Source organism: Ensifer sp. R-19 (assembly GCF_049905105.1).
Classification (GTDB): domain Bacteria; phylum Pseudomonadota; class Alphaproteobacteria; order Rhizobiales; family Rhizobiaceae; genus Ensifer.
This window is the reverse complement of the sequence record NZ_CP184569.1, coordinates 2,593,151-2,606,191: the sequence shown is the minus strand read 5'-3', so window position 1 is coordinate 2,606,191 and position 13,041 is coordinate 2,593,151. Positions and strand designations below refer to the sequence as shown.

Annotated in this window: 11 protein-coding genes and 2 pseudogenes; 7 read left to right on the top strand and 6 right to left on the bottom strand. The window is 62.9% G+C overall.

Annotation, left to right across the window (positions count from 1 at the left end):
* Positions 1-33: 33 nt before the first annotated feature.
* Complete coding sequence (locus ACN9MO_RS12785) at positions 34-423, bottom strand: PRC-barrel domain-containing protein (RefSeq protein WP_058321182.1); 390 nt, start codon at positions 421-423, stop codon at positions 34-36.
* Between the two features lie 266 nt (positions 424-689).
* Between ACN9MO_RS12785 and ACN9MO_RS12780 the strand changes: the two genes are divergently transcribed.
* From ACN9MO_RS12780 to ACN9MO_RS12755, 6 genes and pseudogenes are all read left to right on the top strand, one after another.
* Entirely contained in the window at positions 690-1,490 is an 801-nt protein-coding gene (locus ACN9MO_RS12780; protein ID WP_058321181.1) for a DUF1045 domain-containing protein, read from the top strand.
* A gap of 127 nt (positions 1,491-1,617) precedes the next feature.
* On the top strand, positions 1,618-2,547 hold the full coding sequence (puuE, locus tag ACN9MO_RS12775; RefSeq protein WP_113131781.1) for an allantoinase PuuE: 930 nt from the start codon (positions 1,618-1,620) through the stop codon (positions 2,545-2,547).
* Positions 2,547-3,050, top strand: a complete 504-nt coding sequence (gene uraD / locus ACN9MO_RS12770) for a 2-oxo-4-hydroxy-4-carboxy-5-ureidoimidazoline decarboxylase (RefSeq protein WP_112994317.1) — start codon at positions 2,547-2,549, stop codon at positions 3,048-3,050. Before puuE ends, uraD begins: the two co-directional genes overlap by 1 nt.
* A gap of 96 nt (positions 3,051-3,146) precedes the next feature.
* On the top strand, positions 3,147-3,653 hold the full coding sequence (locus ACN9MO_RS12765) for an ureidoglycolate lyase (protein WP_058321180.1): 507 nt from the start codon (positions 3,147-3,149) through the stop codon (positions 3,651-3,653).
* Positions 3,654-3,712: 59 nt separating this feature from the next.
* Positions 3,713-4,075 (top strand): hydroxyisourate hydrolase, encoded by a 363-nt coding sequence (uraH, locus tag ACN9MO_RS12760; protein WP_058321179.1) that lies wholly within the window; start codon positions 3,713-3,715, stop codon positions 4,073-4,075.
* Between the two features lie 160 nt (positions 4,076-4,235).
* Positions 4,236-5,410: pseudogene (locus ACN9MO_RS12755) on the top strand (IS481 family transposase).
* 128 nt (positions 5,411-5,538) lie between these two features.
* Here the strand turns inward: ACN9MO_RS12755 and ACN9MO_RS12750 are convergent.
* The 4 genes from ACN9MO_RS12750 to ACN9MO_RS12735 form a co-directional block, all read right to left on the bottom strand.
* Positions 5,539-6,675 (bottom strand): alpha-hydroxy acid oxidase, encoded by a 1,137-nt coding sequence (locus tag ACN9MO_RS12750; RefSeq protein WP_057252982.1) that lies wholly within the window; start codon positions 6,673-6,675, stop codon positions 5,539-5,541.
* 115 nt (positions 6,676-6,790) lie between these two features.
* Positions 6,791-8,107 (bottom strand): guanine deaminase, encoded by a 1,317-nt coding sequence (gene guaD / locus ACN9MO_RS12745; protein ID WP_112994318.1) that lies wholly within the window; start codon positions 8,105-8,107, stop codon positions 6,791-6,793.
* Positions 8,104-9,342, bottom strand: a complete 1,239-nt coding sequence (locus ACN9MO_RS12740; protein ID WP_112994319.1) for a urate hydroxylase PuuD — start codon at positions 9,340-9,342, stop codon at positions 8,104-8,106. Before ACN9MO_RS12740 ends, guaD begins: the two co-directional genes overlap by 4 nt.
* Before the next feature lie 73 nt (positions 9,343-9,415).
* Complete coding sequence (locus ACN9MO_RS12735) at positions 9,416-10,330, bottom strand: LysR substrate-binding domain-containing protein (RefSeq protein WP_057252987.1); 915 nt, start codon at positions 10,328-10,330, stop codon at positions 9,416-9,418.
* A gap of 29 nt (positions 10,331-10,359) precedes the next feature.
* On the opposite strand from ACN9MO_RS12735, the gene ACN9MO_RS12730 reads away from it, so the two are divergent.
* Entirely contained in the window at positions 10,360-10,680 is a 321-nt protein-coding gene (locus ACN9MO_RS12730; RefSeq protein WP_065374293.1) for a hypothetical protein, read from the top strand.
* An 18-nt stretch (positions 10,681-10,698) separates the two neighbouring features.
* Here ACN9MO_RS12730 and xdhB read toward each other — a convergent pair.
* Positions 10,699-13,039: pseudogene (xdhB, locus tag ACN9MO_RS12725) on the bottom strand (xanthine dehydrogenase molybdopterin binding subunit).
* Positions 13,040-13,041 lie beyond the last annotated feature (2 nt).

Below are 13,041 nucleotides of genomic sequence, written 5' to 3'. Positions count from 1 at the left end.
GCCTCGAATATTCAGACATTCGAAAGTCCGACCTTACATCCAGTAGGGCGGTACGCCGTAGTAGTCGTAGACGCGACGGCCGTTTTCCTCGTTCCAGTTGTATTCCTCGTTGCCGCGATATTTCGGTGCGCGCTCGACCTGATCGCGCGTCACGTCGGTGCGATAGCCGCCGAGGTTTTCGTCATAGGTCAACTTCGCCCAGGGCAGCGGATAGTGGTCTTCGCCGAGGCCGAGGAAACCGCCGAAACCGAGCACGGCGTAGGCAACGCGACCGCTGCGTTTTTCGATGATCACGCGCTCGATCGAGCCGATGTGCTTGTTGTCGGAGCCATAGACCTTCGTGCCTTCAACCTTGTCGCTTCCGATCAGGTCATGGGTTTCCTTGATCCGGGCATCCTGCAGGTTTGCGTTGTGATAGCTCACGCTTCTTCTCCATCCTTGATTGTTACCTTGAGGGAACGGCCGTTGGGCTGGATGGTTCCGAAAATCCGGCGCAAGCCGGCGGGATCGCGTGGTTTTGCAGGATCCACTTCGTCAATCTGTCACGCAAATCACCTAAGACGCGGCCAATAGATCACGATGATCCCGAGCCGGATCGGCACTCATAAGCGTGATCGATCTCATTGGAGCGGGGCGGAAAACCGCAGGCATTTTTCCTCATCCCGCTCGAACGGATACCGGAGCCAGACATGCGCTACGCCATTTGTTTTACGCCGCCGATGGCCGACCCGCTTTCCGCGGTTGCCGCAAGCTGGCTTGGGCGCAACGTCTATTCCGGCGAACCGACGGAACTGCCTTCGGTTGCGGGCCTGAGTTCTGCCGACATCGCCTACCATACGGCCGTACCGCGCCGCTTCGGTTTCCATGCGGTGATGATGTCGCCGTTTCGTCTGCATCCGGATATGACGGAATCACAGCTCCTGAAGGCGCTGATGCATTTTGCCGGCGCGCAGACACCGTTCGAAATCGATCGCCTGGAGGTCGCCCGCATCGGCCGGTGCTTTGGCCTGATGCCGCAGGTCCCGAGCACCGCGATGCATCTGCTGGCCGCCAATATCGTTCAGGAGTTCGATGCTTTTCGTGCGCCACTCAGCGAAGACGAGATCGAGCGCTCCGATCCGGATCGGCTGACCGCACCGCAGTTTTCCAACCTGCACCGCTGGGGCGATCCTCATGTGATGGACGAGTACCGCTTTCACATGATGTTGACTGGCCCGCTCGCGTCGGACGCGATACGCCAGGTCGAGGCGCCGCTTCGCGACCTGTTCGAGCCATGCCTGGCGACGCCGCTTGCCATCGGCAGCCTTGCCCTCTTCGTCGAGCAAGAGACCGGCGCGCCCCTGCGCGTGCATTCGCAGCACCCGCTCGGCAAGATCTCCACGAATGCGCGCGCCGAGCGCGCCAAGCGCGTTGCCGCCGATCCCTCTCTTGGTTCGGGATCGATCCGGCCCTTGCCGCTCATCGTCGCGGCATTGATGGCGCATCGCTAGTGAGAGCGCAGAATTCAGCCTTCGTCTCATTCCGAACTCGTCGCCCAGCAACCCTTCGCGGGTAGATTTCGGTATCGACAATCCGGTCGGCGGTGATACCGTTCTGGAAAAATCGAAGGGTGATTTGATGTCTGAGACTAAGTATCCGCGCGACCTCGTTGGCTACGGCCGCAATCCGCCGAAGGCAAACTGGCCGGGCGATGCGCGCATTGCCGTGCAGTTCGTGCTGAACTACGAGGAGGGCGGCGAGAGCTGCATTCTCGATGGCGACGCGGCGTCCGAATGTCTGCTGTCCGAGATCGTCGGCGCGCAGCCCTGGCAGGGACAGCGTAATCTCAACATGGAATCGATCTACGAATATGGCGCACGCTCCGGTTTCTGGCGGCTGTGGCGCATGTTCACGAGCCGTAACGTTCCGCTGACGGTCTACGGCGTGACGCTCGCCATGGCGCGCAATCCGGAAGCGGTTGCGGCCATGAAGGAAGCCGGCTGGGAAATCGCCAGCCACGGCCTGCGCTGGCTGGAATACAAGGATTTTCCGGAGGAGGTCGAGCGCGAGCATATCCGCGAAGTCGTCCGTCTGCATACGGAACTGACCGGCGAGCGCCCGCTCGGCATCTACCAGGGCAAGCCTTCGGCCAATACGCTGAAGCTGGTGCTGGAGGAGGGCGGCTTCCTCTATTCCTGCGACAGCTACGCCGACGAACTGCCCTATTGGGTGCGGGGGCTGCCGGCCGACAAGCCGCATCTGATCATCCCCTATACGCTCGATGCCAACGACATGCGTTTTGCCACCAACCAGGGCTTCAACTCCGGCGACCAGTTCTTCACCTATCTCAAGGACAGCTTCGACGTGCTCTATGAGGAAGGCCGTCAGGGCGATGCCAAGATGATGAACATCGGCCTGCACTGCCGGCTCGTCGGCCGCCCTGGCCGCGCCGCAGCCCTTGCCCGGTTCATCGATTACGTGATGTCGCACGATAAGGTCTGGGTGCCCAGGCGCATCGACATCGCCAAACACTGGTACCAGCACCACAAGCCGGAAGGGACGCTCTGATGTCCGACCGCGACGCCTTCGTCGCCCGTTTCGGCGGCGTGTTCGAGCATTCGCCCTGGGTGGCCGAACGCGCTTACGATCGCGCCGCGGCGGCGGGTTTGATGGCGGGCAACGTGCATTCGGCGCTCTGCCAGGCTTTTCGTGCGGCGTTGCCGCGCGAAAAGCTGCAAGTGCTGCGCGCCCACCCGGATCTCGCCGGCAAGCTGGCGATCGCGGGCAAGCTTACGGCAGACTCGACCACCGAGCAGGCGTCTGCCGGCCTCGATCGGTTGACGCCCGAGGAGCATCAGCGCTTCACGGCGCTGAACGATGCCTACACGAAGAAATTCGGCTTCCCCTTCATCATCGCCGTGAAGGGGCTCACCAAGGGCCAGATTCTCGCCTCGTTCGAAAGCCGCATTGACAATTCGCCCGAAGAGGAATTTGAAACCGCTTGCGCGCAGGTGGAAAAAATCGCCCGCCTGCGGCTGCAGTCGATGCTTCCTGGAGACGAAAATGCCTGACAAAACCGTTCGATACGCGTCCTCGCTCTTTCGGAGGACCGTCGAACTGGAGTTGACATTGTCGAATGCCGTGGAAACCTGCGAGGTCCACGCCTGATGTCGCGCCTGCTTACCATCGAACCGCTGACGCGCGACGCCTTTGCACCCTTCGGAACCATCATCGAAGCCGATCCGGCGACGATGCGCTACATCAACGGCGGCAACACGGAACGTTTCCACGGGCTGGCGCGCGCCGATGTGGTCGGCGACGGCGCCAATGTCATCATCAATATCTTCCGCGGTCAGCCGCGCGCTTTTCCCTATGCAGTGACGATGATGGAGCGCCACCCGCTCGGCAGCCAGAGCTTTTCACCGCTCGACGATCGCCCCTGGGTCGTCGTCGTCGCGGAAGACGAGGACGGGCGTCCGGGCACGCCGCGGGTATTCCAAGCGAGCGGCAAGCAAGGAGTCAATTACGGCCGCAACGTCTGGCATCACCCGCTGATGTCGATCGGCGCCGTCAGCGATTTCCTGATCGTCGATCGCGATGGGCCGGGCAACAATCTTGAGGAATACTTCTACGACGAGCCCTTCGTCATTGAGAGCCCCAATCTGGCGGTATGAGGAAATCGTGTGCGGTCTTCCGCGCCCATCCCGTGCCAACTGATGAATGAGAGGATAGGATGAGCAGCACCGGCAGACTGACGACCCACGTTCTCGACACCGCGCTCGGCAAGCCGGCCGAGGGGCTGCGCATCGATCTCTACTGGCTCGAAGGCGAGGAGCGGCAGTTGATCCGCACCGTTCATACCAACAGCGACGGGCGCGTCGACGGGCCGATGGTCGAAGGCGTCGGCTTCATGGTCGGCAATTACGAGCTGGTCTTTTATGCCGGCGACTATCTGCGCCGGTCAGGCGCGACGCTGCCGGAACCGGCCTTCCTCGACCGCATCCCATTGCGCTTCGGCATCGCCGATCCGGCGAGCCACTATCACGTGCCGCTGCTGCTTTCGCCCTATGGGTACTCGACCTATCGGGGGAGCTGAGGCGTAAGGGGTCTTGCGCTCGCTTCGCGTTTTGCCGAAAGGGTCACTCCAAGCTCCCTCATCCTCGCCCTTGTTGTTCAGTCCGGGGAGATACCTGACAGGTGTTCGGGGAGATAGCTGACACATCATCGGCTGGATTTGGTCTTGAGGAGATCGGTCCATGCCCTGGCGAGAGGTGTCGGCGATGGAAGAACGTCGCGAGTTCGTTCGTCTGGCGATGATGGAAGGAGCGAACCGGCGGGAGCTTTGCCGTCAGTTCGGCATCAGCGCGGATGTTGGCTACAAGTGGCTGGCGCGATGGGCGGCAGGCGATGGCGATCTGGGGACCGGTCGCGTCGTCCTCATGCCAGTCCCGGCCGCTGCAGCGAGAGGATCGAAGCTGCGGCGCTTTCGGTGCGCGACGCTCATCCGGCCTGGGGCGCCCGCAAGATCGCCGCCTGCCTGCGGCGCGACGGGCTGGAGCCGCCGGCGGTCTCGACCGTCCACGCGATATTGCGCCGTCACGGCCGGATCGATGGCTTCCCGACTTGTCCCGGCAAGGCCTGGCAACGCTTCGAAAAAGCCGAACCCAATCAGCTCTGGCAGATGGACTTCAAGGGCTGGGTCAAGCTGACGGGAGGCGAGCGTTGCCATCCCCTGACCATCGTCGACGATCATTCCCGCTTCTCGCCCTGCCTGAGGGCGTGTGCCGACCAGCAGGGCGTGACGGTCAAGGCTGAGCTGACGCGGACCTTCCGGCGCTATGGCCTGCCCCAGGCCTTCTTCGTCGATAACGGCCAGCCCTGGGGCGAACCGGGCGGCGAGCGGTGGACCCGCCTGTGCGTCTGGCTGCTCAAGCTCGGCGTCGAGGTGTGGCACAGCCGGCCCTACCATCCCCAGAGCCGCGGCAAGATCGAACGCTTCCACCGAACTCTGGAGGCCGAAGTCCTCGATCTGCGCGGCTTCAGCGATCTGGGCCAGGCCCAGATCGCCTTCGATCGCTGGCGTGAGATCTACAATCACCAACGGCCCCACGAAGCCCTGGGCCAGAACCCGCCAGCCAGCCGTTACCGACCGAGCGCACGGGCCATGCCCGGCTGCCTCCTCGACCCGCATTACGACAGCGGCGAGATCGTCCGCGTCGTCTCCACCACCAAGGCCTATGTCAGCTTCAAGGGCAGGCTATGGCGTGTGCCAAGAGCCTTCTGCGGAGAACGCCTCGCTATCCGCCCCCTGACCCGGGACGGCACCTATGGCGTCTTCTTCGCCTCACACAAGGTCGCAACCATCGACTTGACCAAACCCAAAACTGTCAGTCATCTCTCCGAACAGGTGTCCGCTATCTCCCCGGACTGAACACTTGTGGCGGGGATCCAGCGGCCCGGCGTCTGCCGGGTCAAAAGTCCTTTCAGCCCAAGGACTTGGGCTGGCTAGATTCCTGTGACAAGCACAGGAATGAGGGCGGGAGTGGCTGATGCCGTGGCCTATTCCGCCAGGATGCTGCGGTCGACGTCGTTGATGTTGCGTTTGCCGCAGAGCGCCATGGTGATGTCCATCTCCTTGCGGATGATTTCCAACGCCTTGGTCACGCCGTCCTTGCCCATGGCGCCGAGGCCATAGAGGAAGGGGCGGCCGATATAGGTGCCCTTGGCGCCCATGGCGACGGCCTTCAGCACATCCTGGCCGGAGCGGATGCCGCCGTCGAGATGCACTTCGATCTGGTGGCCAACGGCATCGACGATGCGCGGCAGCATGCTGATGGAGGAGTGGGCGCCGTCGAGCTGGCGGCCGCCATGGTTGGAGACGATAATCGCATCGGCACCGGTCGCCGCCGCCATCTTGGCGTCTTCGGGATCGAGAATGCCCTTGAGGATCAGCGGTCCGCCCCAACGCTCCTTGATCCACTCGACGTCCTTCCACGAAAGCTGCGGGTCGAACTGTTCCGCCGTCCAGGCGCCGAGCGAAGACAGGTCGGTAACGCTCTTTGCGTGGCCGACGATGTTGCGGAAGGTGCGGCGCTTGGTGCCGAGCATCTTCATGCACCAGCCGGGGCGCGTCGCCATCTGCCAGAGATGCTTGGGCGTCATCTTCGGCGGCGCGGAGAGGCCGTTGCGCAGGTCCTTGTGACGCTGGCCGAGGATCTGCAGGTCGAGCGTCAATACCAGCGCCGAGCACTTCGCCGCCTTGGCGCGGTCGATAAGGTTCAGCACGAATTCGCGCTCGCGCATGACGTAAAGCTGGAACCAGAAGGGCTTGGTGGTGACGGAGGCGACGTCCTCGATCGAGCAGATGCTCATGGTCGAGAGCGTGAAGGGGACACCAAAGGCTTCGGCGGCCTGGGCAGCCAGCATCTCGCCATCGGCGTGTTGCATGCCGGTGAGGCCGGTTGGGGCAAGCGCCACCGGCATCGAAACCTTTTGACCGATCATCGTCGTTTCGAGCGACCGGTCGGTCATGTCGACCAGCACCCGCTGGCGCAGCTTGACCTTGGCGAAATCCTCCTCGTTGGCGCGATAGGTGCCTTCGGTCCAGGCGCCGCTGTCGGCGTAGTCGAAGAAGAGCTTCGGCACGCGACGTTTGGCGAGCGCCTTGAGATCGCTGATTTCGAGGATTTGCGTCATGAAAACGGCCTTCGTCCAACGGATATTGAACGAGCCATTACCATGTTTGCCGGAGGCTTGTTAATAGCCAGAACGCAGAGAGGTCAATTTTCTTGACCTCTCTGGATTTGGACGGTCACGCGGCGGCGAGTGCCGATTTCACCGGCTTGCCGGCGACATAGGTTTCGACGATTGCGCGGTCGTCGCCCATGGTCTGTAGCAGGAAAAGCTCGTCGGCGAGCGAATTGACCACTTCTGCCCGAAGCGCCATTGCCGGCGTCGCCGCCGTGTCGAGCACGATGAAGTCGGCATCGGTTCCGGCTTCGAGCGTGCCGATCCTGTCGACGAGCGAGAGCGCCTCGGCATTGCCGCGGGTCATCATGAAGAAGCTGTCGAAGGGGTTCAGCCGCTCGCCCTGCAACTGCAGGATCTTGTAGGCCTCATCGAGCGTCTTCAGCATGGAATAGCTGGTGCCGCCGCCGATATCGGAGGCGACCGAGGCGCGCACCGGCTTGTCCCTGCGGGTAAGCGCCCGCAGCGGAAAGAGGCCGGAGCCGAGGAAGAGGTTGGAGGTCGGGCAGAAGACGGCGACCGAGCCGGTCTCGCTCATGACATCCGCCTCGCGCTCGGACAGATGGATGCAGTGGCCGAACAGGCTTTTCGGCCCGAGCAGGCCGTAGCGGGCGTAGACGTCGGTATAGTCCTTGGCTTCCGGATAGAGCTCGCAGGTGAAGGTGATCTCGTCGCGATTTTCCGACAGATGGGTCTGTACGTGCAGGTCGGGAAACTCGCGTACGAGCGACTTGGCAACGTCCATCTGCTCCGGCGTCGAAGTGATGGCGAAGCGCGGCGTGATCGCCACGTGGTTGCGGCCCTTGCCGTGCCATTCGCGGATCACCGCGCGGGTTTCGTCGTAGCCCATCTGCGGCGTGTCGAGCAGGCCTTGCGGGGCGTTGCGGTCCATCATCACCTTGCCGGCGACCATGCGCATGTCGCGGCGCAGCGCCTCGGCGAAGAAAGCGTCGGCGGACGCCTTGTGCACCGAGCAATAGGCCGTCGCCGTCGTCGTGCCATGGCGGACCATCTCGTCGAAGAAGCGCTTCGCAATCCGCTCGGCATGGGCGGTTTCGACGAAACGGCACTCCTCCGGGAAGGTGTAGGTGTTCAGCCATTCGAGCAGGTTGGCGGCATAGGAGGCCATCACCTGCATCTGCGGGAAATGCAGGTGCGTGTCGATGAAGCCGGGCACGATCAGGTGCGGGCGATGATCGATTTCCGCCACACCTTCAGGAGCGTCTGCCTTCACCGCGGCGTAAGCGCCACTCGCAAGGATCTGGCCACCCTCGACCAGAAGTGCGCCGTCGCTCTCATAGCCATAGGCGGCGCTGTCGTCGATCGACGTGGGGGCGCGGTGGAAGCTCAGCAATCGGCCGCGGAGGAGGGTGGTGGTCATTGTGTCTTGCCTTCCTCGACGGCGCTTTCGAACCAGGCTGTCAGCAGCTGGCGCTCGTCCGTCGTCATGTCTGTCACGTTGCCGGGCGGCATCGCATGGCTGCACCCGGCCTGGATATAGATTTCGCGGGCATGGGCGGCAATCTCCGCGTCGCTTTCAAGCATCACGCCCTTCGGCGCCTGGGTGATGCCCTCATAAACGGGTTCTACCGCGTGGCACATGGAACAGCGGGTCGAGATCGTATCCTTGACGGCGGGGAAGTGCGCGTTCGCGGCGAAGCGCGAAAAGACCGGTGCGACCTCGGCCTTCTCGCCGCCGGTCAGCACCTTCGGCACGGTCGAAAGCCACATGATCAGGATGAAGAGAAGCGCAGTCACAAGCCAGGTCCAGGTTGGCTTGCCCTTGCGGGCATGGGTGGTGTTGAACCAGTGGCGAATAGTGACGCCCATCAGGAAGACGAGTGCTGCGATGATCCAGTTGAATGCCGTCGCGAAGGCCAGCGGATAATGGTTCGACAGCATGAAGAAGATGACCGGCAGCGTCAGATAGTTGTTGTGCAGCGAGCGCTGTTTCGCCTGGGCGCCGAGCTTCGGGTCCGGCGTGCGCCCGGCGATGAGATCCGCGACGACGATCTTCTGGTTGGGGATGATGATGAAGAAGACGTTGGCCGACATGATCGTCGCGGTAAACGCGCCAAGATGCAGGAAGGCGGCGCGGCCGGTGAAGACCTGGGTGTAGCCCCAGGCCATGACGACGAGCGCCACATAGAGCAGCGCCATCAGCCCCCAGGTGTTGCCCCCGATCGGCGACTTGCAGAGCAGATCGTAGAAGATCCAGCCGATGCCGAGCGAGGCAAGCGAGATCAGGATCGCTGTGGTTGCGGAGATATCAAGCACATGGCGGTCGATCAGGAAAAGATCGGCGCCGCCGTAATAGACGAGACAGAGCATGGCGAAGCCCGAGAGCCACGTCATGTAGGATTCCCATTTGAACCAGGTGAGATGCTCAGGCATCGAGGCCGGCGCCACCAGGTATTTCTGGATGTGGTAGAAGCCGCCGCCATGCACCTGCCACTCCTCGCCATAGGCGCCGACCGGCAGGTGGTCGCGCTTCGTGAGGCCGAGGTCGAGCGCGATGAAATAGAAGGATGAGCCGATCCAGGCGATGGCCGTGATCACGTGCAGCCAGCGGACGGCAAAGGCCAGCCATTCCCAGGCAATGGCGAACTCGTACATTCAGATCCCCTTTTGTCTCTATCGCTGCACCTTGCGCAAAAACGACGGAGGGGAAAAGGGGGCAGGGCTCTCGTCAAGCGCTATTTGCGTGCAGGAAGCTCGGCGGACAAAGCTCGCCGAGGATCCAGTCGCGGAAAATCCGGATCTTGGGCGTGTTGCGGCGCGCGTGCGGATAGGCAAGCCAGTAGTCGCAGCCGTCGCTGCAGCGCAGATCGAACGGCTGGTAGAGCCGGCCGAGCGCCACGTCGTCGGGGTAAAATTCTGGCGTCAGGATGGCGACACCCTGGCCGGCGACGGCTGCGCGTGCCTCGAAGGTCTGTGCGCCAAGCCGGCTGTGCGGCCGTCCCTCGAGATCGGGATCGTCGACCCCGGCGGCCTTGAACCACATCGGCCACCAGGGATCGCCGGCATCGATGATGCGAAGCTTCAAGAGGTCGCGTGGTTCGTGTACGCCGCCGATGGTCTCGGCGAGCGCCGGGCTCAGCATCGGGCTGAACTCGACGCGCATCAGCGGATGGGTGTCGAGGCCGGGCCAGACGCCCCCGCCGGAGCGGATCGCGAGGTCCGCGGGCTCGCGGCTAAAATCGGTGAGCGAGTCACTCGTCGTCAGCCGCACGGCAATGTTGGGATGGGCGAGTTGGAAGCTGCCGATGTTGCGGGCAAGCCATTGCGAGGCGAAGGTCGGGGTCGAACTGATGAGGAGCGCGCTGTCGATATCGCCGCGGGCATTGGAGACGGCTTCCTGCAGCATCTCGAAGGCTTCGGTCACACGCGGTGCCAGCCGCTGGCCGACGTCGGTCAGCGAGATCTGACGCGGGCGCCGCAGGAAAAGCGGTTCGCCGACATTCTCCTCGATCAACTTGATCTGGTAGCTGACGGCGGTCTGGGTCATGCCCAGTTCTTCGCCGGCCTTGGTGAAACTGCCGAGCCTGGCGACCGCTTCGAAGACCCGCAGCGCATTCAGCGGAAACTGCTTCGACATCTTCATGGATAAGTTCTCTTGATGCATGCAGACGGATGTTCGATTGGATTTCGATCCTCCTCCACGGCATCCTCCAAGTCAACTTCCCAAGACGAACAGGTGCTGAAATGACTTGCGACACATTCGAACGTACTGAAAGAAAACCATTTCTTTCACTCGAGCCGGTCATTCGGCTCACGGCCGCCCTGTTCGGGGGGCTCGTCGCCGCCAAGCCGATGCTGGATGTCAACGCTCTCTCCGACCACATGAAGAGAGATATGGGTTTCATGGATGTTCATAGCCCCCACAGCGACGACGAGGAGGCGATGGCCAACGCCCGTCGCCTGCTCAGCATCAATGAGCTACCGCGGATCTGAGGTAAATCCCGATGGCCGTCAGCGATCTCGCAGACGCTCGACGGCCATCAGCACGCGCTCCGGTGTTGCCGGGGCATCGAGCCGCGGACACTCGCGATAATCCGCGACACTGGCGACCGCCATGGAAAGCGCCTCCAGAACCGAGATCGGCAGCATGAAGGGCGGCTCTCCCACCGCCTTCGAACGGCGGATGGTTTCTTCTCGGCTTGCTCGACCATTCGGCAAGCCGTGTCACATTGAAGACTCGTGGCCGATCCGACGCAAGCGGGATCTTGTAGGTGGAGGGGGCGTGGGTGCGAAGCCGGCCCTTGTCGTCCCACCACAGTTCCTCCGTCGTCAGCCAGCCCATGCCCTGCACGAAGCCGCCCTCGATCTGGCCGATGTCGATCGCCGGGTTGAGCGAACGGCCGACATCGTGCAGCACGTCGACACGGTCGACCATGTATTCGCCGGTCAGCGTATCGACAGACACTTCCGAAACCGACGCGCCATAGGCGAAATAGTAGAAGGGCGTGCCGCGGCCACTGGCACGATCCCAGTGGATCTTCGGTGTCTTGTAATAGCCGGCGGCCGACAGCTGGATGCGGCCCATATAGGCCTGCTTGATGAATTCGGGAAAGGGGATGAGCTCTTCGCCGATCTTCACATGGTTGGGCACGAAGCTGACATGATCAGGCGTCGTCTGCCAGCGCTCGCAGGCGAAGGCGACCAGCCGCTCCTTGATCTGGCGTGCGGCGTCATGAGCCGCCATGCCGTTCAAGTCAGAGCCCGAGGAGGCGGCGGTCGCAGAGGTGTTCGGCACCTTGCCGGTGGTCGTTGCGGTGATGCGCACCCGGTCGAGGTCGACCTGGAAACTGTCGGCAATCACCTGCGCAACCTTGATATAGAGGCCCTGGCCCATCTCGGTGCCGCCATGGTTCAGGTGGATCGAGCCGTCCTGATAGATGTGCACCAGAGCACCCGCCTGGTTGAAGGCGGTCATGGTGAAGGAGATGCCGAATTTCACCGGCGTCAGCGCGATGCCCTTGCGGATGATGCGGCTCGTCTTGTTGAAGTCGAGGATCGCCTGGCGACGCGCCTGATAGTCGGCGCTCTCCTCAAGCTCGGCGACGATGCGGGCAATGATGTTGTCTTCGACCCTCTGGTGGTAGGGCGTGAGGTCCCGGCCCGAGCCGTTCTCGCCATAGAAGTTCAGCTTGCGGATCTCCAGCGGATCCTTGCCGAGCTGGTAGGCGATTTCCTCGATGATGCGTTCGCCGCCGACCATCCCTTGAGGCCCGCCGAAGCCGCGATAGGCGGTGTTGGAGACCGTGTTGGTCTTCAGCGGCTGCGAGGTGAGCTTCACATGCGGGTAGAAATAGGAGCTGTCGGCATGGAAGAGTGCCCGGTCGGTGACGGGGCCGGAGAGGTCCGACGAAAAGCCACAGCGCGCCGCATAGTTGGCATGAACCGCATGGATGCGGCCGTCGTCGTCGTAGCCGACGTCGTAGTCGACGAGGAAGTCATGGCGCTTGCCGGTTGCCGTCATATCCTCGTCCCGGTCGGGGCGGAACTTGACGGCGCGATTGAGCTTCTTTGCCGCAACCGCGGCAAGGGCGGCGAACTGGTTGCCCTGCGTTTCCTTGCCGCCAAAGCCGCCGCCCATGCGGCGGACGTTCACCGTCACCGCATTTGAGGGCACGCCGAGCACATGCGAGACCATGTGCTGGATCTCGCTCGGATGCTGGGTCGAGGACCAGACGGTGACCTCGTCGTCCTCGCCGGGTATGGCGAGCGCGATATGGCCTTCGAGGTAGAAGTGCTCCTGGCCGCCGATGCGCATTTGCCCTTTGAGCCGGCGTGGGGCCTTTTCCAGCTCCGCCTCGGCGTCGCCGCGCTGCAGGGTCAGCGGCTGGGTCACCAGCTCGCCGCCATGGGCGACCGAGTCGAGAATGTCGGTGAAATGCGGCAGGTCGCGATAGGTGATATTCGCCAGCCGTGCGGCCCGGCGGGCGATGTCGCGGGTCTCGGCGATCACCGCAAAGGCGGGTTGCCCATGAAACTGCACGAGACCATCGGCAAGCACTGGCTCGTCATGCAGGTGGCTCGGGCTGATGTCGTTGGAATGCGGCATGTCCCTGGCGGTGAGCACACAGACGACCCCGGGTACGGCGGCGACGGCCGAGAGGTCCATCGCGGTGATCTCCGCATGCGCCCGGTCGGTCATGCCGAGTGCGCCATGCAACGTGCCCACGGGTTCCGGCATGTCGTCGATATAGTCGGCGGTGCCGGCGACATGTTTGTGGGCGCTGTCGTGGCGCTGCGCCGCGTGCATCTCGCCCCGGATTGCCTTGCGTTCCTCGAAGGTGGACTTGTCCATGA

Coding starts and splice junctions, on each gene's coding strand:
- guaD (WP_112994318.1), bottom strand. CDS start 8,107: ATGACCACCACCCTCCTCCGCGGCCGATTGCTGAGCTTCCACCGCGCC.
- ACN9MO_RS12730 (WP_065374293.1), top strand. CDS start 10,360: ATGTTCGATTGGATTTCGATCCTCCTCCACGGCATCCTCCAAGTCAAC.
- uraH (WP_058321179.1), top strand. CDS start 3,713: ATGAGCAGCACCGGCAGACTGACGACCCACGTTCTCGACACCGCGCTC.
- ACN9MO_RS12740 (WP_112994319.1), bottom strand. CDS start 9,342: ATGTACGAGTTCGCCATTGCCTGGGAATGGCTGGCCTTTGCCGTCCGC.
- ACN9MO_RS12750 (WP_057252982.1), bottom strand. CDS start 6,675: ATGACGCAAATCCTCGAAATCAGCGATCTCAAGGCGCTCGCCAAACGT.
- uraD (WP_112994317.1), top strand. CDS start 2,547: ATGTCCGACCGCGACGCCTTCGTCGCCCGTTTCGGCGGCGTGTTCGAG.
- ACN9MO_RS12780 (WP_058321181.1), top strand. CDS start 690: ATGCGCTACGCCATTTGTTTTACGCCGCCGATGGCCGACCCGCTTTCC.
- ACN9MO_RS12735 (WP_057252987.1), bottom strand. CDS start 10,330: ATGAAGATGTCGAAGCAGTTTCCGCTGAATGCGCTGCGGGTCTTCGAA.
- ACN9MO_RS12765 (WP_058321180.1), top strand. CDS start 3,147: ATGTCGCGCCTGCTTACCATCGAACCGCTGACGCGCGACGCCTTTGCA.
- puuE (WP_113131781.1), top strand. CDS start 1,618: ATGTCTGAGACTAAGTATCCGCGCGACCTCGTTGGCTACGGCCGCAAT.